This window comes from Burkholderia sp. AU18528 (genome assembly GCF_002223215.2).
Classification (GTDB): Bacteria; Pseudomonadota; Gammaproteobacteria; order Burkholderiales; family Burkholderiaceae; genus Burkholderia; species Burkholderia semiarida.
In genome coordinates this window covers 1,837,113-1,862,347 of sequence record NZ_NKFC02000006.1, presented here as the reverse complement: position 1 = coordinate 1,862,347, position 25,235 = coordinate 1,837,113, and the positions used below count along the sequence as shown (strand labels likewise).

Genomic DNA, 25,235 nt, shown 5'->3' with positions numbered 1-25,235 from the left:
GGATCGCTTCCGCCGGTGATTCGGAGGCGGATTATTCAGTCAGCATTTAATGTGCCATTGTGTGATGTAACGATAATAGCCGGTTCGACGTCGCGCGCCAGCCCCCGGAGATGAGGGCTTCTCCTAATGAAGGGCCGAAATGGAGGGGTTGCTCTAGGTTTCCGGCGGTGGGGGCCGAATGGCCATCGCTGCGCACGTGTTTCGAAGGGCGGGAGCCGGCCGGGGAGCGCGGCGCGGGGTTTCGCGCGGGCCCAGGATGTCGCGCCGGATCAACTCTCCGTCGCGTCGCGGCGCGACGCTGTCAAATTGCCGAAATAATTTCGTCACATCACCCGCCCGATCCGACGCCTTGGCGGCTTCGCGGGGCCGGTGTGTCGCGCGTCGCGCGGGGCGATCGAAGCGCATTCGACATTTCCACGGAGAGAGACCATGCAGCGCCGCCGGTTCATGAACACCCTTGCCGCGGCGACCGCCGCGACGCCGCTGATGCTCAAGGCCGGCACGTCCGGCGCGAAGAGCGTAGCCGCGCCGGACGCGCTGGACCCGGGCCGCTGGTCGCCGTTCAACGCCGCGCGCCTGCAGGCGGTGCTCGACCGGCATGGTGTCGCGAGCGCGCACTACGACGGAAAGCGCCGCCCGTATGCGGTGTTCGACTGGGACAACACGTGCATCATGAACGACTGTGAAGAGGCGTTGCTGATGTACCAGATCAACCATCTGCAGTACAAGCTGACGCCGGATGAATTCGTCGGCGTGATGTGGAAGGACGTGCCGAAGGGCGCGTTCATGAAGGACTACACGACCCTCGACGGCAAGCCGGTGACGATGGAGGACCTCGCCGCCGACGTCGAGTCCGATTACCGCTGGCTCCATGCGAACTACAAGGGCCTCGGCGGCGACAAGAGCCTCGACGAGATCCGCGAGACCGACCAGTTCAAGGATTTTCGCGCGAAGCTGTACTTCATGTACGACGCGATCTGCGACACGCATCCGCTCGAAGTCGGCTACAAGTGGATCATCTACTTCTACAAGAACATGACGACCGCCGAGCTGCAGGCGATGGCGGAAGCGTCGAACAACTACGGTATCGGCGACGCGCTGCGCAAGGTCCGCTACGAAAGCCCGAAGACGCTGCCGGGCAAGGCCGGCGTGGTCGCGGACACGCATTTCCACGGCATCCGCATTCACGAGGAAATCCGCGCGGTGATGCATACGCTGCGCGCGAACGGCATCGACGTGTACGTGAGCACCGCGTCGCTCGACGACGTCGTGCGCGTATTTGCCGGCAATCCGAACTACGGCTACGGCGTGCCGCCCGAGAACGTGATCGGCCTGCGTCTCGACATGCAGGACGGCAAGTACACGAGCACCTATCCGGCCGGCTGGCATTTCAACTGGGGGCCCGGCAAGACGGTGGGCATTCGCAACGTCCTCGCGTCGAAGAAGGGCTACGGCCCGCTGCTGGTGTTCGGCGACAGCGACGGCGACGCGTGGATGCTGCGCGATTTCAAGGACACCGCGGCCGGCGTGATCGTCAACCGAATGAAGAAGGGCGAGATCGGCGCGGACAGCAAGCTCGCGGCCGAACAGATCGGCAACCCGGACGCACGCTTCCTGCTGCAGGGCCGCGACGAGCACACGGGCCTGATGATTCCGGACGAGAAGTCGATCAAGTACGGCAAGGCCGAGCGCAAGCTGCTGGCCTGACGCGGGCGGGGCGCCGGGCGGCGGGGCGTCGGCCCCCGCGCCCATCGGCACCGGCCGCGGCGTCATGTGGCCCGGCACGCGCGCGTCTCAACGCTCGCGCGCGGGGCCCAACCGATCCAGCAACGCCCCCAGCAGATCGACCGGCAACGGAAACACGATCGTGGAGTTCTTGTCCGCCGCGATCGTCGTCAGCGTCTGCAGGTAGCGCAACTGCATCGCCTGCGGCTGCAGCGCAAGCCGCTGCGCGGCCTGCAGCAGCTTTTCCGACGCCTGCAATTCGCCTTCCGCGTGAATCACCTTCGCGCGCCGCTCGCGCTCGGCTTCGGCCTGCCGCGCGATCGCGCGGATCATCGTCTCGTTCAGGTCGACGTGCTTGATCTCGACCGTCGACACCTTGATCCCCCACGCATCCGTCTGCGCATCGAGCGTCTTCTGGATGTCCGCGTTCAGTTGCTCGCGCTCGGCGAGCAGCGCGTCGAGTTCGTGCTTGCCGAGCACCGCGCGCAGCGTCGTCTGCGCGAGCTGGCTCGTCGCCTCGAAGAAGCGCGCGACCTGGATCACGGCCTTCTCAGGATCGACGACGCGGAAATACACGACCGCATTGACCTTCACCGACACGTTGTCGCGCGTGATCACGTCCTGCGCGGGCACGTCGAACACGACGGTGCGCAGGTCGATCCGCACGACCTGCTGGACGATCGGGATGATCAGCACGAGCCCCGGCCCTTTCACTTTCCAGAACCGGCCGAGCATGAACACGACCCCGCGTTCGTACTCGCGAAAGATGCGGATCGACGATGCGACGAGCACCACGACGAAGACGATGAGGACGCTGCTGAAGCCGAACGTGTAACCGATCATGAAGGTTCTCCCTGGGGATGGACCGGCGCGGGCACGTCGTAGAGCGGCGCGACCGTCAGCGTCAGCCCGTGGCGGCCGGTCACGCGCACGCGGCAGCCGGCGGCCAGCGGCATGCTGCTCGCCACGCGCCAGCGCTCGCCATGCACGCGCGCCCAGCCGGCGGCCGACGGCGCGGCGCCGGCCGCGCCCGGCGGCTGGTCCGGCTGCAGGCCGTCGTCGAGCACTTCGCCGATGCTGCCGAGCAGCGCCTCGGCACCCGTCACGACCGGGCGGCGCCGCGCGCGCAGCGCGACGCCCGACACGCCCGCGACGAGCAGCCCGCCGCCGAGCGCGAGGCTCGCGATCACGGGCCATGGAATCCCGTAGCCGGGCACGTCGGTGTCGATCAGCATCAGCGCGCCGATCGTGAACGCGACGATTCCGCCGAACCCGAGCACGCCGAAGGTCGGCAGGAACGCCTCCGCGACGAGGCAGCCGAGCCCGAGCAGCACGAGGCCGAGGCCCGCATAGCTGATCGGCAGCAACTGCATCGCGAACAGCCCGACCAGCAGGCAGATCGTGCCGGCGACGCCCGGCAGCACGAAACCGGGGTTCGCGAATTCGAAGAAGAGGCCGTAGATGCCGATCGTCAGCAGGATCAGCGCGACGTTCGGATCGGCGATGATCGCGAGGAAGCGGCTGCGCCAGTCGGGCGCGAGCGCGACGAGCGGCGCGTGCGCGGTCGCCAGACGCAGCGTGCCGGCGGTGGTCGTCACCGCGCGGCCGTCGAGCTGGCGCGCGAGATCGGCCGCGTCCTGCGCGATCAGGTCGACGACGTGCTGCGCGCGCGCCTCATTCGCCGACAGGCTCACGGCCTCGCGCACCGCGCGCTCGGCCCATTCGGCATTGCGTCCGCGCAACTGCGCGAGGCCGCGGATGTACGCGGAAGCGTCCTGCATCGCCTTGCGGATCTCGGTCGATTGCGTATCGGTCGGCAGCGCGGCCGGCGTGGCGGACGCACCCGATGCACCGGGCGCACCGGTGGGATGTGGCGCGGCGGGGTTCGCGCCCGGCGGCGCGGCGCCGCCGATGCCCAACTGCACGGGCGACGCCGCGCCGAGATTGGTGCCGGGCGCCATCGCCGCGAAGTGGCTCGCATAGACGATGTAGGTGCCCGCGCTCGCCGCGCGCGCGCCGCCCGGCGCGACGAATGCGGCGACCGGCACCGGCGAGCCGAGGATGGCCTTGATGATCTGCCGCATCGACGTATCGAGGCCGCCGGGCGTGTCGAGCTGGAGGATCGCGAGCGGCGCGTGCTCGCGAGCGGCGCGCGCGAGCGAACGCACGATGAAATCGGCGCTGGCGGGGCCGATCGCGCCGTTGACGGGAATCACGACGACCGGATGCGCGGCGGGCGCGTCGGCCGATGGCGGCGCGGCGACCGCGGCACACACGACGAGCAGCGCCGCGAACAGCGCGGCGCGCGCGACCCGCGCGGACAGCGGGTGACGGGGGCGGCCGTCGGGCGCGGCAGGCGCCGGCGGCGGCCCATGACGGTGAAAGCGCATCGGGACGTCCGGGCGGCGCACGGCCGCGTGCCGTCCGGCTCGCGAAAAAGGGCGTGGGCCCGATGCTTGAAGATTAGGCGGTTTCGGCCGAAAGCGCGAAGTTGCGGCCGCACCGGCCGGCGTCAGCTTGCGCCGCCGCCGCGCGCGAGCACTTCGTCGCGATAGTCGGCCGGGCTGCGTCCGCTCCATTTGCGAAACGCGCGGTAGAACGCGCTCGGCTCCGCGAAGCCGGTCGCGGCCGCGACGTCCGCGATCGTGCGGGCGGGGTCGGCCAGCGCCTCGAACGCGAGATCGCGCCGCAGCGTGTCCTTGATCGACTGGTACGCGTGACCTTCCTGGTGCAGCTTGCGGCGCAGCGTGGCCTCGGCCACGTGCAGCCGCGCGGCCATCCCGCCCGCGCCCGGCCACGCGGCGGGCGGCATTCCGCGCAGCACCGCGCGCACGCGCTGCGCGAGCGCGTTCGGGTTGCGGTACTTGACGATGAAGCTGGCCGGCGCGTTGCGCAGAAACGTTTTCAGCGTCTTCGCGTTCTGCACGACCGGCAGCGTCGCGAATTCGGGATCGAAATCCACATACGAATCGGGCTCGTTGAAGCGCATGTCGTCGCAGAACATCGACGGGTATTCGTGGTCGGCGGGCGGCGTGTCGCAGCGGAAGCTCGCATGCAGCAGCGGGATGCGCCGCCCGATCAGCCAGCAGGTGAGCCCGTACACGATGATGAAATAGGTCGCGTACGTGAACATCGCGGGCGTCGCGCCGTTGTTGCGGTGCACGAAGCGCAGCCGCACGCGCTGCGGGTTCGCGTCGAGCTCCGCGTGCAGGTCGTCGAGCACGCAGTGCATGAAGTTCACCGCGCGCGCCATCGCGTGCAGCCCGTCGCGCGCGGATAGCGCCGCCTGGCTCATCGCGATGAAGCTGCCGCTGCGCATCGGGTGGCTGTCCTGCCCGAAGAACTCGTCGTCGAGCGTGCGGGCGATCGCGTTCCACAGCGCGCCGTATTGCTGCGCGGACACGCGTGCGCGCGGCTGACCGAGCAGCGCCGGGGCGATGCCCGCTTGCGCGAGCAGCGGCTCGGCCGCCACGCCGCGCCGCGTGGCCAGCGCGACGCTGTACGCGACGAGGCTGATCGCGACGGTTCCCTTGTCTTCCTGCTTCATCGGTGTCGCCGGTATGGCAAAAACGCTCAGTGTAAATGAGCGGCGCGAGCATCGAACAGTCGCGCGTGCTTGCCTACACTTGTTGCATCGAAACGCAAGGACGGTCGCGCCCGGCGGCCGCGGGAGACAGCAGCACCATGGACGAGCTTTACACCGAAGACCAGCGGATGATCCGCGACGCCGCGCGCGCGTTCGCCACCGAGATGCTGGCGCCGAACGCGGCGCAGTGGGACCACGACGCGCACCTGCCCGACGCGATCGTCGCGCAGCTCGGCGAGCTCGGGCTGCTCGGGATGATCGTGCCGCAGGAACTGGGCGGCTCGTATACGGATTACGTCGCCTATGCGCTGGCGATGGAGGAAGTCGCGGCCGGCGACGCCGCGTGCGCGACGATGATGAGCGTGCACAACTCGGTCGGCTGCGGGCCGATCCTCGGTTTCGGCACGCCCGCGCAGAAGGATCGCTGGCTGGCCGACATGGCGGCCGGCCGCGTGATCGGCGCATTCTGCCTGACCGAGCCGCAGGCGGGCTCCGAGGCGAACAACCTGCGCACGCGGGCCGAATTGCGCGACGGCAAATGGGTGCTGAACGGCGCGAAGCAGTTCGTCACCAACGGCCAGCGCGCGGGCGTGGCGATCGTTTTTGCCATGACCGATCCGGAAGCGGGCAAGCGCGGCATTTCCGCGTTCCTGGTGCCGACCGACACACCGGGCTTCATCGTCGGCAAGCCCGAGAAGAAGATGGGCATCCGCGCGTCGGATACGTGCCCGATCACGTTCGAGAACTGCGCGATTCCCGAAGAGAACCTGCTCGGCCATCGCGGCGAAGGGCTGAAGATCGCGTTGTCGAACCTCGAAGGCGGCCGGATCGGCATCGCCGCGCAGGCGCTCGGCATCGCGCGCGCCGCGTTCGACAAGGCGCGCCGCTATGCGGGCGAGCGCGTGCAGTTCGGCAAGCCGATCGCCGAGCACCAGGCGATCCAGCAGAAGCTCGCCGACATGGCCGTGCAGATCAACGCCGCGCGCCTGCTCGTGCATCACGCGGCGAAGCTGCGCACGGCCGGGCTGCCGTGCCTGTCCGAAGCGTCGCAGGCGAAGCTGTTCGCGTCCGAGATGGCCGAGCGCGTGTGCTCGGATGCGATCCAGATCCACGGCGGCTACGGTTATCTCGCCGATTACGAAGTCGAGCGCCACTATCGCGACGCGCGCATCACGCAGATTTACGAAGGCACCAGCGAAGTGCAGCGGATGGTGATCGCGCGGCAGCTGTGAGTCGCGGCACGCGCCCATCCGGCATCACGCAGTCGAACAAACGGTCGAACGAGCAGGCATACAACGCAGGCACGAGGGCAGCGCGGCAAACGCGGCACGCAGCGACGTGACCGTGCGCCGGGCGACACGGAACCGGGCAGGTGCTGCAGCACCTGCGCCGGTTGACCGCTGGGCATGGAGACTGGACGGAGACGACACATGACGGTACAGGCATTCCTCGACGCACGCGACTTTCTGCTGCGCCATCGCACCGACTACGACACCGCGTATCGCGATTTCGCATGGCCGGTGCTCGACGCGTTCAACTGGGCGCTCGACTATTTCGACCCGATGGCGCGCGGCAACGACCAGCCCGCGCTGTGGATCGTCGATGCGGCAACCGGCACGGGCGACCCGTATTCGTTCGCGCAGATGTCCGAGCGTTCGTCGCGGATCGCGAACTGGCTGCGCTCGATCGGCGTCGTGCGCGGCGACCGCATTCTGCTGATGCTGCCGAACCGTGTCGAGCTGTGGGACGCGATGCTCGCGGCGATGAAGCTCGGCGCGATCGTGCTGCCCGCCACCACGCAACTGTCGCCCGACGACGTGCGCGACCGCGTGCAGATCGGCGGCGCGACCTACGCGATCGTCGACGAGAACGAAACCGCGAAGTTCGAGCAGGCCGGCCTCGGCCTCGAGCAGAAGATCGTCGCCGGCGCGCCGCGCGAAGGCTGGCTCGCGATGAACGACGGCTATGCGGCGAGCGCCGCGTTCGAGCCGGACGCCGTCACGCACGCGAACGATCCGATGCTGCTGTACTTCACGTCGGGTACGACGTCGAAGCCGAAGCTCGTCGAGCATACGCACCGCACCTATCCGGTCGGGCACCTGTCGACGATGTACTGGGTCGGCCTGCAGCCCGGCGACATCCACTGGAACATCAGCTCGCCGGGCTGGGCGAAGCACGCGTGGAGCTGCTTTTTCGCGCCGTGGAATGCGCAGGCGTGCGTGTTCGTATTCAACTACGCGCGCTTCGAGCCGAAGGCCGTGCTCGATGCGCTCGTCAAATACCGCGTGACCACGCTGTGCGCGCCGCCGACCGTGTGGCGCATGCTCGTGCAGCAGCCGCTCGCGTCGTTCGACGTGAAGCTGCGCGAGATCGTCGGCGCGGGCGAGCCGCTGAATCCCGAGATCATCGAGCGCGTGAAGAACGCGTGGGGCATCACGATTCGCGACGGCTACGGCCAGACCGAGACGACCTGCCTGATCGGCAACTCGCCGGGCCAGCCGGTCGTCGCGGGCTCGATGGGCCGGCCGCTGCCCGGCTACCGGATCGCGTTGCTCGACCCGGACGGCGCGCCGGTGACCGAAGGCGAGGTCGCGCTGCCGATCGGCGATGGCGTCGCGCGCCCGGTCGGGCTGATGAAGGGCTACGCGAACAATCCCGACGCGACGGCCCATGCGATGCGCGACGGCCACTACCGCACGTCGGACATCGCGATGCGTCGCGACGACGGCTACTACGTGTACATCGGCCGCGCGGACGACGTGTTCAAGTCGTCCGACTACCGGCTGAGCCCGTTCGAGCTGGAGAGCGTGCTGATCGAGCACCCGGCGATCGCGGAAGCGGCCGTCGTGCCGAGCCCGGACCCGGTGCGGCTGTCGGTGCCGAAGACGTTCGTCACGCTGCGCGAGGGCTATGAAGAAAGCCCGGCGCTCGCGCTGGAGATCTTTCGCTTCTCGCGCGAGAAGCTCGCGCCGTACAAGCGCATTCGCCGCCTGCAGTTCGCGGAGCTGCCGAAGACGATCTCGGGGAAGATCCGCCGCGTCGAGCTGCGCCGCCGCGAGATCGAGCGCGGCGATGACGCGAGCGCGCGCATGCCCGGCGAGTACTGGGAAGAAGATTTCGCCGCCGAACTGAAATGACCGGCCGCGGGCCGTGCGCGCCGCATGCCGCGGCGGCCGCCCGCAGCCGAATTGAAACGGTCGCGCGGCGGCATGCCGTTACGTCGCGGCCCACTGCAAGGAGATTGCACTGATGAACGCGAATCCGACGCCCCGTACGGGGCAAGACGTGCCGACGGTCAAGCTGCTGATCGACGGCGCCTTCGCCGAGTCCGCCACGAGCGAGTGGCGCGACATCGTCAACCCGGCGACGCAACAGGTGCTCGCGCGCGTGCCGTTCGCGACCGTCGCGGAAGTCGACGCGGCCGTGCAGGCCGCGCACGCCGCGTTTGCGACGTGGAAGAACACGCCGATTTCCGCGCGCATGCGCATCATGCTGAAGTTCCAGGATCTGGTGCGCGCGAACCAGCAGCGCATCGCCAGGACGCTGACGGCCGAGCAGGGTAAGACGATTCCCGACGCCGAAGGCGACATCTTCCGCGGCCTTGAAGTGGTCGAGCACGCGTGCTCGATCGGCACGCTGCAGCTCGGCGAATTCGCGGAGAACGTCGCGGGCGGCGTCGACACCTACACGCTGCGCCAGCCGCTCGGCGTGTGCGCGGGCATCACGCCGTTCAATTTCCCCGCGATGATTCCGCTGTGGATGTTCCCGATGGCGATCGTGTGCGGCAACACGTTCGTGCTGAAGCCGTCGGAGCAGGACCCGATGTCGACGATGGAGCTCGTCGAGCTCGCGCTCCAAGCCGGCATACCGAAAGGCGTGCTGAACGTCGTGCACGGCGGCAAGGACGTCGTCGACGCGATCTGCACGCATCCGCTCGTGAAGGCGATCTCGTTCGTCGGCTCGACCACGGTCGGCACGCACGTGTACAACCTCGGCAGCGCGCAGGGCAAGCGCGTGCAGTCGATGATGGGCGCGAAGAACCACGCGGTCGTGCTGCCCGACGCGAACCGCGAACAGGCGATCAACGCGCTCGTCGGCGCTGGTTTCGGCGCGGCCGGCCAGCGCTGCATGGCGACGTCCGTCGCGGTGCTGGTGGGCAAGGCGCGCGAATGGCTGCCGGACATCGTCGCGAAGGCGAAGACGCTGAAGGTCAACGCGGGATCGGAAGCGGGCACCGACGTCGGGCCGGTCGTGTCGCGCGGCGCGAAGGCGCGCATCCTGTCGCTGATCGACATGGGCATCAAGGAAGGCGCGAAGCTCGAGCTCGACGGCCGCGACGTGAAGGTGCCCGGTTTCGAGGAAGGCAACTTCATCGGGCCGACGATCTTCTCCGGCGTGACGACCGACATGACGATCTACACGCATGAAATCTTCGGGCCGGTGCTGGTCGTGATGGAAGTCGACACGCTCGACGAGGCGATCGCGCTCGTCAACGCGAACCCGATGGGCAACGGCGTGGGTATCTTCACGCAGAGCGGCGCGGCCGCGCGCCGGTTCCAGAGCGAGATCGACGTCGGCCAGGTCGGCATCAACATCCCGATCCCGGTACCGGTGCCGTTCTTCAGCTTCACCGGTTCGCGCGGCTCGAAGCTCGGCGATCTCGGCCCGTACGGCAAGCAGGTCGTGCAGTTCTATACGCAGACCAAGACGGTCACCGCGCGCTGGTTCGACGACGATACGACGGCCGGCCCGGTGAACACGACGATCCGGCTGCATTGAGCGGCGGAGGACACCACCATGAAAATCGGATTTATCGGCCTCGGCCACATGGGCGCGCCGATGGCGCTGAACCTGCTGAAAGCCGGCCACGAAGTGCACGCGTTCGACCTGAGCGCCGACGCATTGCGCGCACTGCAGGACGCCGGCGCGCAGGTGGCCGCGTCGCCGCGCGATGCGGCGTCGGGCGCGACGTTCGTGATCACGATGCTGCCGGCCGCGCCGCACGTGCGCTCGGTGCTCGCCGGCGAGAACGGCGTGCTGGCCGGCCTCGGCGCCGGCGCGACCGTGATCGATTCGAGCACGATCGACCCGGCGAGCGCGCAGGCGTTCGGCGCGCTGGTGCGCGAGCACGGCGGCGCGTTCGTCGACGCGCCGGTGTCGGGCGGCACCGGCGGCGCGGCGGCAGGCACGTTGACCTTCATGGTCGGCGGCAGCGACGCGGATTTCGAGCGCGTGAAACCGGTGCTCGCCGGGATGGGCAAGAACATCGTCCACTGCGGCGCGACGGGCATGGGGCAGGTCGCGAAGGTGTGCAACAACCTCGTGCTCGGCATCTCGATGGCGGCGGTGTCGGAGGCGATGTCGCTCGGCGTCGCGCTCGGCATCGACCCGAAGGTGCTGGCCGGCATCGTCAACACGTCGACGGGCCGCTGCTGGAGCTCGGACACGTACAACCCGTATCCGGGCGTGATCGAGACCGCGCCTTCGTCGCGCGGCTACTCGGGCGGCTTCGGCACCGACCTGATGCTGAAGGATCTCGGCCTCGCGAACGACGCGGCGAAGCAGGCGCGCCAGCCCGTCTATCTCGGCGCGCTCGCGCAGCAGTTGTATCAGACGATGAGCAGCCGCGGCGACGGCCAGCTCGATTTCTCGGCGGTGATCCGCCTGTACCAACCGGCCACGAAGAAGGACGCATGATGATCGAACTCGACTACGTCGACGACGGCGCGATCGCGTGCGCGACGCTCAAGCGTCCGCCCGCGAACGCCTTTACCGCCGACGGGCTGCGGCAACTGCAGCAAACCGTCGCCGAACTGAATGCGGACCCGCGCGTGCGCGCGCTGGTGATCACCGGCGACGGCCCGAAGTTCTTCAGCGCGGGCGCCGACCTCAACACGTTCGCCGACGGCGATCGCGCGGTCGCGCGTGCGATGGCGTCGCGCTTCGGCGCGGCGTTCGAGGCGCTGCACGACGTACGCGTCGTGACGATCGCGGCGATCAACGGCTATGCAATGGGCGGCGGCCTCGAATGCGCGCTCGCGTGCGACCTGCGCATTGCCGAGACGCATGCGCAGATGGCGCTGCCCGAGCCGTCGGTCGGCCTGCTGCCGTGCGGGCTCGGCACGCAGACGCTGCCCTGGCTCGTCGGCGAAGGCTGGGCGAAGAAGATCATCCTGACCGGCGCGCGCGTCGATGCGGCCACCGCACTGCGGATCGGCCTCGTCGAGGACGTGGTCGAAAGCGGCGCCGCGCGCGAGACGGCACTCGCGCTGGCTCGCAACGTCGCGCGGCAAAGCCCGCATGCCGTGACCTACAGCAAGGAACTGATCGGCCTCGCGCGCCGCGGCGTGCCGCGCGGCGCGGCGCTCGCGGTCGAGCGCGAACGCTTCGTCGATCTGTTCGACACGGCCGATCCGCGCGAAGGCGTGGCGGCGTTCCTGGGCAAGCGCGCGCCGCAGTGGCGCACCGATGGAGAGCCGCAACGATGAGCACGCCGGTGACGAATCACGATGCATTCGCGGAGCATGCGCCCGAGGTGCTGTTTCGCGTGGTGAACCGCGTGGCGCTGATCACGCTGAACCGGCCGGCCGCGCTCAATGCGCTGTCGTACGCGATGATCGGCGAGCTCGCCGCACTGTTCGAGCGTTGCCGCCGCGACGACCGGATCGTCGCGGTCGTGCTGCGCGGCGCGGGCGAGAAGGGCTTCTGCGCGGGCGGCGACGTGCGCGCGTTGTACAAGATGGTCGCGCAGCGCGAAACCTGGCTGCCGTTCTTCGTCGACGAATACCGGCTCGACTACGCGATCCACACGTTCCCGAAGCCGGTCGTCGCGCTGATGGACGGCATCACGATGGGCGGCGGCATGGGGCTCGCGCAGGGCGCGGCGCTGCGCGTCGCGACCGAGCGCAGCAAGATCGCGATGCCGGAAACGCGCATCGGCCTCGTACCCGACGTGGGCGCGACGCATTTCCTGTCGCGCATGCCGGCCGAACTCGAACTGTACGTGGGGCTGACCGGCGCGATGCTGTCGGGCGCCGACGCGCTCGCCGCGAAGCTCGCGGACCTCTGCGTGCCGTCCGCGTGGCTCGACACGTTCGAGACGCGCATCGAAAGCGTCAAGTGGGACGGCGATGTGCTGCCGCTGCTGCGCAAGGTGTTCGAGCCGCCGTGCAACGTCGTGCCGCATGCGGCGCTCGACAGCCAGATGCCGTGGATCGTCCGCCACTTCGACAAGCGCTCGACCGTCGAGCGGATCGTCGCGACGCTCACGCAGGATCTGGCGCGCGACGAACTCGCGCGCGAGCACCGCCAATGGCTGCAGGCGACACTCGACGCGCTCGCGAGCCATTCGCCGACGATGCTCGCGGTGACGCGCGAGGCGCTGCTGCGCGGCCGGCAGATGACGCTCGCGGAATCGTTCCGGATGGAGCTCGGCATCGTCGCGCGTGCGATCGAGGAAGGCGATTTCTGCGAAGGCGTGCGCGCGCATCTCGTCGACAAGGATCGCAAGCCGCGCTGGGCGCCCGCGTCGCTCGTCGAGCTGCGCGCCGAACGCGTGCGGCATTTCCTGACGTCGCCGTGGAAGCTGTTCGCACATCCGCTCGCCGATCTCGGCGCGGCGTGATCCTTGCGTGATGGTCCGGCGCGCCCGTGCGGCGCGTCGGTTTCCATTCATCTCATCGCGGTTCTTCCGCGCGCTCGATCATCGGCGGAATCGCCTGCGCGAGCGCGTCGATCACGCAGCGCGTCTTGCGCGGCAGGTAGCGCGTCTTCGGCCAGATCGCGTGAATGTCGCCTTCGCAGACGAAGCAGCGATCGAGCACGACCACCATCTCCCCGCGCTTCACGTATTGATCCAGCAGCCAGCTCGGCACCCACGCAATCCCGAACCCGGCCGCGCCGGCCGCGGCGATCGCCTGCACGTCGTCGAAACTCAGTTGATGCGGCATGTCGACCCGCACTGTCGAGCCGTCCGGCGCGCGCAAATCCCACGGCTGCACCACGCCCGAACGCGAATACGCGATCGTGCGGTGGTGCTTCAGATCGTCGAGCGTCTTCGGCACACCATGGCGCGCGAGATACGACGGCGCCGCGCCGAGGCTGCCGTACTGCGTGCCGAGCCGCCGTACCGCGAGGCTCGTGCTGTCCGCGAGCGTGCCGATCCGCACCGCGAGGTCGATCCCTTCCTCGACGAGATCGACGAATCGGTCGGTGATCGACACGTCGATGCGCAGGTGCGGATAGCTGCGCGCGAGATCGAGCACGATCGGCGTCACGCAGTGGTGCCCGAATGCGAGCGGCACGCTCAGCCGCAGCTTGCCGCGTGCCTCGTGGCGGCCGCAGTCGAGATCGGCTTCCGCCGCTTCCAGTTCCGCGAGCGCGCGCACGCAGCGGTCGTAGTACGCCTGGCCGTCGTCGGTCAGGCTCTGGCTGCGCGTCGTGCGCTGCAGCAGCCGCGCGCCGAGCCGCTTCTCGAGCCGCGCGATCGCCTTGCCGACCGCCGAGCGCGTCATGTCGAGCCGCTCCGCGGCCAGCGCGAAGCTGCCTGATTCCACCACCTGGACGAAGGTCGTTACGCCGTCGAGTCTGTCGGTCATCGCGTTGCGTCGATTGGGTCCGTAAATTCCCCAGTGCGTGGAAATGCGTGCGTCAATGGGGAGGCGAATTCTCACTATAGTACCGATTCCCGCCCAGCGTGCGTCGCCGGCCGCGCGCGGCGAATCCTACTGACCTGGAGGCGCGCGGCCCGTTGCCGGGCCGCCGCGCAAATACGCATGACGCTATCCGACTCCCGCAGGAATGCGGTCGCGCTCGCGGCCGTCTGTCTCACGTCGCTGATGTTCGGCCTCGAGATCTCGAGCGTGCCGGTGATCCTGCCGACGCTCGAACACGTGCTGCATGGCGATTTCAACGGCATGCAGTGGATCATGAACGCGTACACGATCGCCTGTACGACGGTGCTGATGGCGGCCGGCACGCTCGCGGACCGGTTCGGCCGCAAACGCGTGTACGTGATCGGCACCGTGCTGTTCGGCGCGACGTCGCTGCTGTGCGGGCTCGCGCCGAACGTGCCGGTGCTCGTCGCGGGCCGGCTGCTGCAGGGCGCGAGCGGCGGCGCGATGCTGATCTGCCAGATCGCCGTGCTGTCGCACCAGTTCCGCGAAGGGCGCGAGCGCGGCCGCGCATTCGGGATCTGGGGGATCGTGTTCGGCATCGGGCTCGGTTTCGGGCCGATCGTCGGCGGCGCGATCGTCGCGCTCGCGAGCTGGCCGTGGGTGTTTCTCGTCCATGCGCCGCTCGCGGCCGTCGCGCTCGTGCTGATCGGCGGCGCGGTGCGGGAATCGCGCGATCCGCATGCGGGCACGCTCGACGTCGCGGGCATCGTCACGCTGTCGCTCGCGGTGCTCGGCCTTGCCTTCTACATCACCCAGAGCGCCGAACTCGGGCTCGCGAGCGCGGCCGGCCTCGGCGTGCTCGGCGCGACCATGCTCGCGCTGATCGGTTTCTTCATCGCGGAGCGCGCCAGCGCGCGGCCGATGTTCGACTTTTCGGTGTTCCGGATCCGCGCGTTCACCGGCGCGATCTTCGGCTCGATGGGGATGAATTTCAGCTTCTGGCCGTTCATGATCTACCTGCCGATCTGGTTCCAGGTCACGCTCGGCTACGACAGCGTGACGGCCGGCCTCGCGTTGCTCGCGTACACGTTGCCGACGCTGATCGCGCCGCCGTTCGGCGAACGGCTTGCGCTGCGGTACGGGCCCGGCGTCGTGATTCCGGGCGGCCTGTTCACGATCGCGGCCGGTTTCGTGCTGATGCGGCTCGGCAGCGCGGCCGTTCACGCAAACTGGCTGACGATGCTGCCGGGCTGCGTGATCGCCGGCATCGGGCTCGGGCTGACCAACACGCCCGTCACCAACACGACGACGGGCGCGGTGCCGAGTGCGCGCGCCGGCATGGCGTCGGGCATCGACATGAGCGCGCGGATGATCTCGCTCGCGCTGAACATCGCGACGATGGGCTTCGTGCTGGTGGCGGGGATCGTCGCGAGCCTGCAGGGCGGGCCGGCCGGCGCGATCGGCGACGCGGCGCTGCGCCGGCTCGCGCAGGAGATCGCATCGGGCCGCACCGACGGGCTGCAGGCGATCGCGCCGGCGCTCGCGCAGGCCGATCCGAGCGGCGCGGCGCTGCATGCGGCGCTCGTGCACGGCTTCGGCTGGGTGATGCTGTACGGCGCGGCGGGCGTGGCCGTGCTCGCGACCGCGAGCGCGGTGGCGTTCGCGCCGGTGCGGCGCGGGGCGGCCGTGTGCGAATGACGCGGGCGGCGCGCGACGTATGACGCGTGACGGCCGGTCAGGAGGTCCCGCCGCCGAGCGCGCGGTAGAGCTTCATCTGGTTGTTGAGCCGGTTCAGGCGCGTCAGTTCGTCGGCGCTCTGCGCGCTCCTCAGCACCTGCTGCTGGTCGAGCCACGGCTGCACGGCGGTCGCGCCGGCCGCGAAGCGCGCGGCGGCCAGCCGTTCGGCGCGCTGCGCCTGGGCCAGCGACAGCGCGCGCTGTTCGGCTTCGCGTTCGAGCTGCACGCGTGCCGACAGCGCGTTCTCGACTTCCGCGAGCGCCGTGAAGAGCCGCTGGCGGAACCCGACCACCGCTTCCTCGTACTGCGACTTCGACACCCGGATCTGCAACTGCATCGTGTTCCACTGGATGAACGGCAGCGCGAGGCCGAGCCCGAGCGTGCCGACCGGATTCGTCAGCACGCGCTCGAGGCTCGTGCTCGTCGTGCCGGCGTTGCCGGTCAGCGTGAAGGTCGGGTAGAAGCTCGTACGCGTCGCATCGACCTGCGCGAGCGACTCGCGCAGCCGGAATTCCGCCGCACGCAGGTCGGGGCGCCGGCCGAGCAGGCTCGCGGGCAGGCCGGCCGCGACCTCGGGCGGCGCCGCGTCGGGTAGCGCCGACGGTTCGGCCGCGCGCTGCTGCGGCGGCCGGTCGAACAGGATCGCGAGCGCGTGGCGGTTCTCGGTGCGCTGCTGGATCAGTTGCGTCTGCGCCGCGCGTTGCGCGGCGAGGCTTTGTTCGGCCTGCGCGAGATCGAGCCCCGACACGGCGCCGGCCGCGTGCCGCGACCGGACGAGCGCGAGCGTGCGTTGCGCATACGCGATGTTCGCGTCGCCAAGCGCGATCTGCCGGTTCAGATAGCCGATCTGCCAGTACAGCGCCGCGGTCGTGCCGATCAGCGACAGCCGCGCGGCTTCCAGATCGGCGGCCGTCGCGTCGGCTTCCCAGCGCGCGGCATCGCGCAGCGCGGCGAGCCGGCCCCACAGGTCGATTTCGTAGCTGAGCGAACCGTTGAGGCCGCTCGAGCGGCTCATCCGGTGCGTATCGAGCGTGCGCGACACGGCGCCGTTCGCGCCGAGCGTCACGCTGGGCGTCAGATTCGTATCGACGAGCCCGGCCTGCAACTGCGCGCGATACACGCGGATCGCCGCGATCGCGAGGTCGTTGTTGGCGCGCAGCGCGTCGTCGATCAACGCGTCGAGTTGCGGATCGCCGAAGCTGCGCCACCAGTCGCGCGTGGCGGCCGGCGCGTCGGCTGCGACCGGCGCGGCCCAGTTCGCGGGCATCGCGACGGCCGGCGGCGGTGCGTGGCGCGCATCCGCGCAGCCGGCGAGCAGCGCGGCCGCGCACGCGAATGCGCCGAGACGGTGAAGCGGGGAGGTGTGCGTGATGATGGCCATGTTTCGTCAGTCGCGCGCGAGCGCATCGATCGGGTCGAGCCGCGACGCGTTGCGCGCGGGCATGAACCCGAAAATCACACCGGTGAGCGTCGAGCACACGAACGCGGTGACGATCGCGCCGGCCGAGAACACCATCTTCCACTGCGTGACGAACATCGAGAACAGCGCGCCGAGCCCGAACGACAGCGCGATGCCGATCGTGCCGCCGAGCAGGCAAACGAGCACGGCCTCGACGAGGAACTGCTGCAGGATGTCCGACTGGCGCGCGCCGACCGCCATCCGGATGCCGATCTCGCGCGTGCGCTCGGTGACCGACACCAGCATGATGTTCATCACGCCGATCCCGCCGACCACGAGCGAGATCACCGCGATCAGCGACAGCAGCAGCGTCAGCGACTGGCCGGTTTTCTCGACGGTCTTGACCACGCTGTCCATGTTGTACGTGAAGAAGTCCTTGCGGCCGTGGCGCTGGATCATCAGCTTCTCGAGGCTTTTCTCGGCCGCGGCGCTCGGCTGCCCGTCGCGCACGCGCACGGTGATGCTGTCGAGATAGCGCTGGCCGAACAGGCGCCCGCTCGCGGTGGTGTACGGCACCCACACGTTCAGGCTCTTCACGCTGCCGAACGCGCTTTTCTTGTCGGCGGTCACGCCGATCACGACGCACGGCACGTTGTCGACCAGGATCACTTCGCCGACCGGATTGCGCGTCGCGCCGAACAGCTTGCGGCGCGTGTTCTGATCGATCACGGCCACCTGCGCCTGGCGGCGCACGGCATCGTCGTCGAACGCGACGCCGAGCGCGAAGCGCATCCCGCGCGCCTGGAAGTAGCGATCGCCGACGCCGCTCACGAGCGCGTTGACGTCGATGTTGCGGTAGCGCAGCAGCAGCGTGCGCGACGTTTCGGGCGTCGCGCTGTCGACGTACGGCTGCTCCGCGAGCGCGGCGACGTCGGCGGGCACGAGCGTCTGGATCGTATCCGCGCGGCTGTCGCCCCAGTCGGTGCCCGGATAGACGTTGATCGTGTTGGTGCCGATGCTGCCGATCTCTTCGAGCATGTAGCGCTTCGCGCCTTCGCCGACCGCGACGATCGATACCACCGACGTGATGCCGATGATGATGCCGAGCATCGTCAGCAGCGTGCGCAGCCGATGCGACACGAGCGCGATCCACGCCATCCGGCACGCTTCGGCGAAGCGGCCGGTGCCGGCCGCGAAGCGGCGGGCGGGCGGGGCGGGATCGGCATTGGCGACGGGATCGGCGCCGACGGGCGGCCGTGCATCGTCAGCGGCGGGCGCGGACGGCGTACTCGCGGCCGCGTCGGCGCCCACTTCCGCGAGCGCTTCGGCAGGCGCTTCCGCAAGCGCTTCGGCAAGCGCTTCCGCGTAGTGGCGGTTCGGCCGGTCGGCGATGATCTCGCCGTCGCTGATCTCGATGATGCGCCGCGCATGGCGCGCCACGGCCTTGTCGTGCGTGACGATCACGATCGTATGGCCGAGCGCGTTCAGTTCGTGCAGGATCCGGATCACGTCCTGGCCGCTTTTCGTGTCGAGCGCGCCGGTCGGTTCGTCCGCGAGGATCACCTGGCCGCCGTTCATCAGCGCGCGCGCGATGCTCACGCGCTGCTGCTGGCCGCCGGACAGTTGCCCGGGCCGGTGATGCGCGCGATCCGCGAGCCCGAGGCGCGCGAGCAACGCGCGGGCGCGGGCGTGCCGCTCGGCGCGCGGCGTACCCGCGTAGATCGCCGGCATTTCGAGGTTCGCGACCGCGTCGACGTGCGGCAGCAGGTGATAGCGCTGGAACACGAAGCCGAAGTGCTCGCGGCGCAGTTGCGCGAGCTCGTCGCTGTCGAGCATGTGCGTGTCGCGCCCGCCGACCGTGTACGTGCCTTCGCTCGGATGATCGAGGCAGCCGAGGATGTTCATCAGCGTCGACTTGCCGGAGCCCGACGCGCCGACGATCGCGACGATCTCGCCCGCGTCGATCGACAGGTTCACGTTGTTCAGGACGACGACGTCCTTGTCGCCGGCCGGAAAGCGTCGCGTGACGGCGGCGAGTTTGAGCAGGGGCTGGCTTCTCATCGTCATACCGCGTCCGCCAGCGGCGCGCGCTCGTCCGGCGACGCCTCGCCGATCACCACGCGTTCGCCGTCCTTCAGGCCGGCCAGCACTTCGACGCGCACGTTGTTGTTGATGCCGATGCGCACGTGGCGCGTTTCCGTGCCGCCGTCGGCGCGCAGCACGCGCACCGCGTAGGTGCCGTCCTTGCGCTTGTCGCCGAGCGCGGCGGCCGGAATGCTGAGCGCGTTGCGCGCGTTGCCGAGCACGATGTTGACCTGCGCGGTCATCGCGATGCGCAGCCGATGCCCGGGATTCGGCACGTCGAACAGCGCGTTGTAGAACACCGCGCTGTTCGGCTTCGTGCTGCCGCCGCTACCCCCGCCGCCGAGCGCGCTTTGCGCTTCCGCATAGTTCTGCGGCGCCGGTTCGATCGCGCGCAGCTTGCCGTAGTGGCGCTTGTCCGGTTCGCCGAGGATCGTGAAATACGCGGTCTGGCCGGCGCTCACGCGGATCACGTCGGCTTCCGACACCTGCGCCTTGACCGTCATCGTGTCGAGATTCGCGAGCTTCAGGATCACCGGCGCCTGCTGCTGCGCGATCACGGTCTGGCCTTCCTGCGTGACGATCGCGACGACTTCCCCGTCGATCGGCGCGACGATGCGCGTGTAGCCGAGGTTGGCCTGCGCGGTCTCGATCTGGATGCGGGCCGAACGGATCTGCGCGGCGAGCGACGCGAGCGTCGCGCGCTGCACGTCCAGCGTTGCGCGCGCGGCCTCGAACGATTCGCGCGACGTCGCGTCGTCGGGCAGCATCGCCTGCTGGCGGCGAAACGCGAGTTCGGCCTGCGTGAGCTGCGCGGCGGTCGACTGCTGCTGCGCGCGCAGGCTTTCTTCGCTGGCGCGCGCCTGGCGCAGCGCGTTTTCCGAAATCACCGGGTCGATCTCGGCGAGCCACTGGCCCTTCGTGACCTTGTCGCCGAGCTTGACCTTCAGCGTCTTCAACTGCCCCGACACCTGCGCGCCGACGTCGACCTGCCTGAACGCCTGCAGCGCGCCGGTCGCGAGCACCGCGTTCTCGAGGTTGCCGCGCGTGACCGGCGCGGACAGGTACTGCGGATGCTTGTCGGGCGCGCAGGCCTTCAGCGTGACGCCGGCGGCGATCGCGACGACGGCGAGGGTGGCCAGCACGATGCGCCGGCGGCGATGGGTCTTCTGGGTCATGAGCATGCAGCGAGGATGAAGCGTGCGCCGGCGATGCGTGCGGCCGGGCGGAACGATCCGGTAGGCGTCGCGTGCCGGGCGTGTTGCGCGCAACGGGTTCCGCGTACGCATCGCGCGGGCGTGCCGAATCGAATCAGGCGCTCATGGTAAGCGAGGAATTCGCGCCAAATCGTGTGGAATTTGTGCTGAATTGTGTGGACGCCGCACCATCGGGCGGGCGAAACGGCGAGTTTGTCGCGATTCGTGGAACGGGCCCGCCGCGCGTGCGGCGCCCGGTGCTAGCGCTGCGCGGCGACGATCGCCATCATCGGCCGGTCGCGTTCCTCGTCGAGCGCTGGCCGCTCGCGTCGATCCGGCGTTGCGTATCGGCGTCGACGATCGCGCGGATCGCGCTGAACAGCGGTTGCGCGTCGGTGTAGCGTCGCCCGTAGCCGAGGTTGAACGCGTAGTCGAAATCGGGCGGATTGCGGCCCTGGTTGTGTTGCAGGATCGTTTCGAGCTTGTCGAGCGCCTTCGCCGCGCGGGCTTCCGGCGACGCGGCTGCCTCGTATTCGTCCCACAGTGCGACGATCTCGTCGCGCATCGTGCGGTCGAGCGACGCGGTCAGCGTCAGCAGGTCGTCGCGTTCGTGCGTGCTCTTGTCGGGGTGCGCGGCCTGCTCGATCGCCGGGATGTCGCCATGCAGCGCCTCGCCGAGGTCGTGGACGACGCACAGTTTCAGCAGCCTCAGCGCGTCGACGCCGGGCAGCGCGTCGGCGAACACGAGCGCCATCAGGCACAGCCGCCAGCTGTGCTCGGCCGTGCTTTCCGCACGGCCGGCCGACGTATGGCCGCTGCGCAGCACGTCCTTCAGGCGCTCGGCTTCGCGCAGGAAAGCGAGCCGCGCGTGGATCGTATCGGGATTCATGATCGGCGTCCTTGCGATGAACCGCCAAGCGTACGCCGGCCGGACGCGCTTCGTCCACGCATGAAATATGCGCGTGCGTCAGCGCGCGCCGAGCGTTTCCACGAGCCGCACGGCCGAGCCGTCCGACAGCGTCATCCGCGTCCACCGGCACCGGCTGCCGCGAATCGGCACGACGCGCGACGCATTCGCGCCGGTGTCGAACTCGACGCTCGGCGGCCCCGCGCGGTCGTGCCAGCCGAGCGGATCGAGCGCGGCTTCCATGCGGACGATTGCCGGCGTCGCGTAGCGCCACAGCGACGTGCCGAGCAGTGCCGAAAGCGGCTGCGAGAATTCGGCCGCACGCGCCGGCGAGCTGGCCAGCAGCCGGTGCGTGAGGTCGCACACGAGATGCATGCGGCCCGCGCTGCCGGCGATCAGCCGCGCGAGCGCGTGGTCGCCTGCGGAGTCGAGGCGCGCGGCGAGCAGCCGTTCGGCCGTTGCGCGCTCGTCGGGCGACATCTGCTGAAGGCCGGCCTCCCAGCGCGAGATCGTCGATTGCGCGACGCCGAACAGTTCGGCTGCGTGGCTTTGCTTCACGCGGTGCAGCGCGCGCCAGCGCCTGAGTTGCGGGCCGAGCGGTGGGGGATGAAGCGGGGAGGCGGGCATGGTGGTGCTCCGGTCGATGCTGCCGTCGCGCGGCGCACGTCGCGACGGCTACGCCGTCCGTGCGGTTCGCTTCAGTTCAGTGGCTTTCGCCCTCGGAAGCCGGATTCTCGCGTATCCGCCGCACGTTGTCGAACCGGAAGTCTGCTGCGGCAGCGGGCGGCCTGGCGCGTTCGCGCCGGTCGAAAACGTTTTCGCGGCGCTTTCACCCGGCTCCGTCATATCTTATTATTCGGCCAGAGCGGCGCGTGCCGGCCGCTATCGGTCATGTCGACGGCATGACGCGCCGGCAACGATGACCGCCATCCGGCAGGCGCGTCGCACCATGCGCGGCCGAAACGACCGGGAACGCGAGGCCGCGCGTATCCCGAAAAAAACGAGGGCGCAATGGTACGACTGGTGTTGCTGCTGCTGGGCATCGAATATCTGCGAACCCGCTGGCGCGGGCTGACCGTGCTCGGCTGGCTGTGGGTGGCCGCGGGCGTCGGCATTTTCCTCGACGCGCTCGACGGCGCGCTGCATTTCCCGATCGAGCTGTTCGCGTGGCTGTTCCTGATCGAAGGGCTCGCGACGCTTGCGGTGGCCGGCAGCGGGGTCGGCGGGCAGCGCATCCTGCGCTACGTGAAGGGCGTCGCCGTCGTGGTGGCCGCGGGGCTCGTGTTCGCCGGCCATCATCACGGCCACTTCCTGCTGTCGATGATCTTCGGCACGCTGTTTCTCGTCGACGGGCTGCTGCAGTGCACGTCCGCGTGGATGGTGCGCTATCGCCGCTGGCACGTCGCGTTCGCGTGGGGCGTCGTCGAGATTCTGCTGGCGATCTTCTTCTTCCAGCCGTACCCGACGCACTACGCGGGCACCGTGCCGTACTGCCTCGGCCTGCTGCTGATGTTCGGCGGAATGCACATGCTGAGCCTCGCCGCACGCGTGCGCCGGCTGACGCGCAACCCGGCGTTCGTGACGTCGCCCGCGCCGGCGCTCGCGCCGGATCTCGACGATGCGCAGGGCCTGCCGCAGTTCGCGCAATCCGAATGGGACGGCCCGCCGGCCGACGGCGAGCGGGCGCTCACCGTGCATGTATGGACGCCGACCGGCACGTCGAAGGCCGAAGCGCAGCGCTATCCGGTGATCGACCGCTACATCGCGGCGGTGGACGTCAACGGCGTGATCTCGACCGGCCATGCGGCGCTGGAATCGCCGGAGGGCATCTACATCAGCCTGTATCCGGGCGTCGAAATCGATCGTTCTCCGGACGAATTCACGCGCATCCTGCGTGCGACGCGCGAGAACGACGTGCCCGGCCTGTTCCAGCCCGACTATGCGACCGAGTCGAAAGCGTGGTGCCCGTCGACCGTGCGCGTGCGCATCCGCAACTACGATCCGGCCAAGCTCGACGCGTTCTGGTCGTCGTACCGGCAGAACACGACGTACAACCTCACGCACCGCAACTGCTCGAGTACCGTGTCGAATGCGCTCGAGGCTGCGCTCGACGGTGCGGTGTGGCGGCTGAAGGGCGAGCGGGCCGGGTGGGGCGCGTTCGTGCGGCTGCTGCTCACGCCCGAGCTGTGGGTGGCCGCGCAGATCCGCAAGCGCGCGGTGACGATGGCGTGGACGCCCGGCCTCACGCTCGACTATGCGCGCGCGCTCAGCATGCTCGCCGATCCGCGCCCGTTCGCATGGTGGAAGGTCGCGCGCTCGGCGGTGAGCGCGATCATGGCGTCGCGCCGCGCGTGGCGCGAGCAGGACAGCGCGGCGTTGTCGCCTGGCGGATCGGAGGCGGCGTCGATGAAGTGAAACGCGTGGCGCCGGCCGCGGGCCCGGCATCACAAGGGGCGCTTGCGCACGGCCCGGCGAGATTGTCCGCCATCAGCACCCACGGATGACACAACCATGAACGAGACGAGGGCGTTCCGCATCCTGATTCCGGCCGCGCTGGCGCTGGCGAGCGCGGGCCTCGCGCAGGCGGACACGGACGAAGTGCTGCGCATGAGCGACGACGTGTACCGGACGTCGGTGTCGTTCTGCTCGAACGTCGCGGCCGCCGAGAAGATCGCATGCCAGGGCGACATGATCGCCGCGGGCAGCCGGATCGTCGCGGCGATGGGCGGCCTGCCGCCGGCTTCCGCCGCGGCGATCGACGAAGGCGCGCGCAACAGGCTGCCGCTGGAAGAACGCAACGGGCTCGCGCCTGTCGAGCCGGGTGCGATCGACAAGGACGACGATCTGGCCGGCCTCGCCGGCATGGTGCGCCTGTGCGACGTGTACGAGCCCGAACCGGCGTCGCGCGCGCGGCACCATGCGGCGCTGAAGCAGAAGGCGCCCGATGCCGCGCCGCGCGTCGAGGCGTTGCTGGCCGACGCGTCGACGGCGGCGCGCCGGCGCGTCAGCATCGGCGTGTGGCAGATTCTCGCGCTCGAAGGCCCGGAAGCGTCGGCGCGTGCGTGCACGCAGCTCGGCGCCTGAGCGATCCCCGCATTCTTTCGTGCACCTTCACATTCGTGCCACGTTGCGGCAGCAACAATCGCGAGCAGACATTCGACAACCTTGCGGCGCATCTCGCGCCCGCAAGCCCTTTCCGAGGAAACACGCCATGCTGAAGACGCTCGCCCGCGCCGCTGCCGCACTCGCCGTCGCTTCCGTTTCACTGCACGCCGCCGCGCAGACCAGCTACGACTACCTGTTGCTCGCCGCCTCGTGGGAGCCCGGCTTCTGCGCGTCGCACGACACGCCGGAATGCACTAGCCTCGCCGGCTCGTATGCGGCGACGAGCCTGTCGCTGCACGGGCTGTGGCCGAACCGCTACGACGGCAACCAGCCGTTCTACTGCGGCGTGCCGCAGAACGACATCGATCTCGACAACGCGCACCAGTGGTGCAGCATGGACGCGTACCCGATCAGCAGCGCGACCCGCGACACGCTGTCGACGTACATGCCGGGCGTTGCGTCGTGTCTCGACAAGCACGAATGGTTCAAGCACGGCACCTGTTCGAATTCGGCGACGCCCGATGCTTACTGGAACCAGGCGTCGGGCATGATCAGCCGGTTGGGCAACACGTCGTTCAACGCGTTCCTGCAGGCGAACGCGGGCAAGACGGTCACGCGTAACCAGTTGCTGTCGGCGTTCGAAGGCGCGTTCGGCAGCAACACGCGCAGCGCGGTGTCGCTGAAATGCACGAAGACGAACGGCGTGAGCTACTTCACCGAAGCGTGGATCGCCGTGAAGACGAATGCGACCGCGCAGTTTCCGAGCGCGGCGTCACTCGTGACGGATGGCAATACGCAGGGCACGTGCCCGACGTCGGGGGTGTTTATCGCGAAGTGAGGCGGACGCGGCTGACGTGCGCGATGTCGCGCACGTCGCGGGCGG

At 69.3% G+C, this 25,235-nt stretch carries 21 protein-coding genes; 12 read left to right on the top strand and 9 right to left on the bottom strand.

The genetic code is table 11. From position 1 onward, the window contains the following. Positions 1–429 precede the first annotated feature (429 nt). Positions 430–1,707 (top strand): haloacid dehalogenase-like hydrolase, encoded by a 1,278-nt coding sequence (locus CFB52_RS25180; RefSeq protein ID WP_059584514.1) that lies wholly within the window; start codon positions 430–432, stop codon positions 1,705–1,707. A gap of 87 nt (positions 1,708–1,794) precedes the next feature. On the opposite strand, the gene CFB52_RS25175 is transcribed toward CFB52_RS25180, so the two are convergent. From CFB52_RS25175 to CFB52_RS25165, 3 genes are all read right to left on the bottom strand, one after another. Then, on the bottom strand, positions 1,795–2,568 hold the full coding sequence (locus tag CFB52_RS25175) for a slipin family protein (protein WP_059584516.1): 774 nt from the start codon (positions 2,566–2,568) through the stop codon (positions 1,795–1,797). Beyond that, positions 2,565–4,115, bottom strand: a complete 1,551-nt coding sequence (locus CFB52_RS25170) for a nodulation protein NfeD (RefSeq protein ID WP_099317938.1) — start codon at positions 4,113–4,115, stop codon at positions 2,565–2,567. Before CFB52_RS25170 ends, CFB52_RS25175 begins: the two co-directional genes overlap by 4 nt. A 122-nt stretch (positions 4,116–4,237) precedes the next feature. Further along, positions 4,238–5,272: an AraC family transcriptional regulator gene (locus CFB52_RS25165; protein WP_059584518.1), complete on the bottom strand. Its 1,035-nt coding sequence runs from the start codon at positions 5,270–5,272 to the stop codon at positions 4,238–4,240. A gap of 137 nt (positions 5,273–5,409) precedes the next feature. Here CFB52_RS25165 and CFB52_RS25160 point away from each other — a divergent pair, with 137 nt between their 5' ends. From CFB52_RS25160 to CFB52_RS25135, 6 genes are all read left to right on the top strand, one after another. Beyond that, the gene (locus tag CFB52_RS25160) at positions 5,410–6,543 is read left to right on the top strand and encodes an acyl-CoA dehydrogenase family protein (protein WP_099317937.1); all 1,134 of its coding nucleotides are present in this window, start codon (positions 5,410–5,412) and stop codon (positions 6,541–6,543) included. A gap of 198 nt (positions 6,544–6,741) precedes the next feature. Continuing rightward, positions 6,742–8,448: an AMP-binding protein gene (locus CFB52_RS25155; RefSeq protein ID WP_099317737.1), complete on the top strand. Its 1,707-nt coding sequence runs from the start codon at positions 6,742–6,744 to the stop codon at positions 8,446–8,448. Between the two features lie 112 nt (positions 8,449–8,560). Continuing rightward, positions 8,561–10,090: a CoA-acylating methylmalonate-semialdehyde dehydrogenase gene (locus tag CFB52_RS25150; RefSeq protein WP_099317736.1), complete on the top strand. Its 1,530-nt coding sequence runs from the start codon at positions 8,561–8,563 to the stop codon at positions 10,088–10,090. A gap of 18 nt (positions 10,091–10,108) precedes the next feature. Continuing rightward, positions 10,109–11,008 (top strand): 3-hydroxyisobutyrate dehydrogenase, encoded by a 900-nt coding sequence (gene mmsB / locus CFB52_RS25145; protein WP_060011849.1) that lies wholly within the window; start codon positions 10,109–10,111, stop codon positions 11,006–11,008. Further along, entirely contained in the window at positions 11,008–11,799 is a 792-nt protein-coding gene (locus CFB52_RS25140) for an enoyl-CoA hydratase (protein WP_099317936.1), read from the top strand. Before mmsB ends, CFB52_RS25140 begins: the two co-directional genes overlap by 1 nt. After that, positions 11,796–12,935 (top strand): enoyl-CoA hydratase/isomerase family protein, encoded by a 1,140-nt coding sequence (locus tag CFB52_RS25135; protein WP_059584527.1) that lies wholly within the window; start codon positions 11,796–11,798, stop codon positions 12,933–12,935. The genes CFB52_RS25140 and CFB52_RS25135 overlap by 4 nt, the downstream gene beginning before the upstream one ends. Positions 12,936–12,987: 52 nt before the next feature. Here the strand turns inward: CFB52_RS25135 and CFB52_RS25130 are convergent, their stop codons facing one another. Next, on the bottom strand, positions 12,988–13,908 hold the full coding sequence (locus tag CFB52_RS25130; protein WP_099317735.1) for a LysR family transcriptional regulator: 921 nt from the start codon (positions 13,906–13,908) through the stop codon (positions 12,988–12,990). 177 nt (positions 13,909–14,085) lie between these two features. Between CFB52_RS25130 and CFB52_RS25125 the strand changes: the two genes are divergently transcribed. Beyond that, positions 14,086–15,624, top strand: a complete 1,539-nt coding sequence (locus CFB52_RS25125) for an MFS transporter (protein WP_099317734.1) — start codon at positions 14,086–14,088, stop codon at positions 15,622–15,624. A gap of 37 nt (positions 15,625–15,661) precedes the next feature. Here CFB52_RS25125 and CFB52_RS25120 read toward each other — a convergent pair whose 3' ends face one another. The 5 genes from CFB52_RS25120 to CFB52_RS25100 form a co-directional block, all read right to left on the bottom strand. Further along, on the bottom strand, positions 15,662–17,044 hold the full coding sequence (locus CFB52_RS25120) for an efflux transporter outer membrane subunit (protein ID WP_099317733.1): 1,383 nt from the start codon (positions 17,042–17,044) through the stop codon (positions 15,662–15,664). Between the two features lie 6 nt (positions 17,045–17,050). Next, entirely contained in the window at positions 17,051–19,129 is a 2,079-nt protein-coding gene (locus CFB52_RS25115) for a MacB family efflux pump subunit (protein WP_180278256.1), read from the bottom strand. Then, positions 19,126–20,322, bottom strand: a complete 1,197-nt coding sequence (locus CFB52_RS25110) for an efflux RND transporter periplasmic adaptor subunit (RefSeq protein ID WP_059640876.1) — start codon at positions 20,320–20,322, stop codon at positions 19,126–19,128. Before CFB52_RS25110 ends, CFB52_RS25115 begins: the two co-directional genes overlap by 4 nt. A 304-nt stretch (positions 20,323–20,626) precedes the next feature. Continuing rightward, entirely contained in the window at positions 20,627–21,229 is a 603-nt protein-coding gene (locus tag CFB52_RS25105) for an HD family hydrolase (RefSeq protein ID WP_099317732.1), read from the bottom strand. Positions 21,230–21,307: 78 nt separating this feature from the next. After that, positions 21,308–21,874 carry a helix-turn-helix transcriptional regulator gene (locus CFB52_RS25100; protein WP_099317731.1) on the bottom strand — a complete coding sequence of 189 codons (567 nt, stop codon included), beginning with the start codon at positions 21,872–21,874 and terminating at the stop codon, positions 21,308–21,310. Between CFB52_RS25100 and CFB52_RS34785 the strand changes: the two genes are divergently transcribed. The 4 genes from CFB52_RS34785 to CFB52_RS25085 all read left to right on the top strand — a co-directional run bounded on the left by CFB52_RS34785 (position 21,873) and on the right by CFB52_RS25085 (position 25,190). Beyond that, complete coding sequence (locus CFB52_RS34785) at positions 21,873–22,322, top strand: hypothetical protein (RefSeq protein WP_180278255.1); 450 nt, start codon at positions 21,873–21,875, stop codon at positions 22,320–22,322. The genes CFB52_RS25100 and CFB52_RS34785 overlap by 2 nt on opposite strands. Next, a complete protein-coding gene (locus CFB52_RS25095) occupies positions 22,259–23,662 on the top strand; it encodes an HdeD family acid-resistance protein (RefSeq protein ID WP_099317730.1) in 1,404 nt (467 codons plus the stop codon). The genes CFB52_RS34785 and CFB52_RS25095 overlap by 64 nt, the downstream gene beginning before the upstream one ends. A 96-nt stretch (positions 23,663–23,758) precedes the next feature. After that, entirely contained in the window at positions 23,759–24,331 is a 573-nt protein-coding gene (locus CFB52_RS25090; protein WP_099317729.1) for a hypothetical protein, read from the top strand. Between the two features lie 127 nt (positions 24,332–24,458). Continuing rightward, entirely contained in the window at positions 24,459–25,190 is a 732-nt protein-coding gene (locus tag CFB52_RS25085; protein WP_099317728.1) for a ribonuclease T2, read from the top strand. The last annotated feature ends 45 nt before the right edge of the window (positions 25,191–25,235 follow it).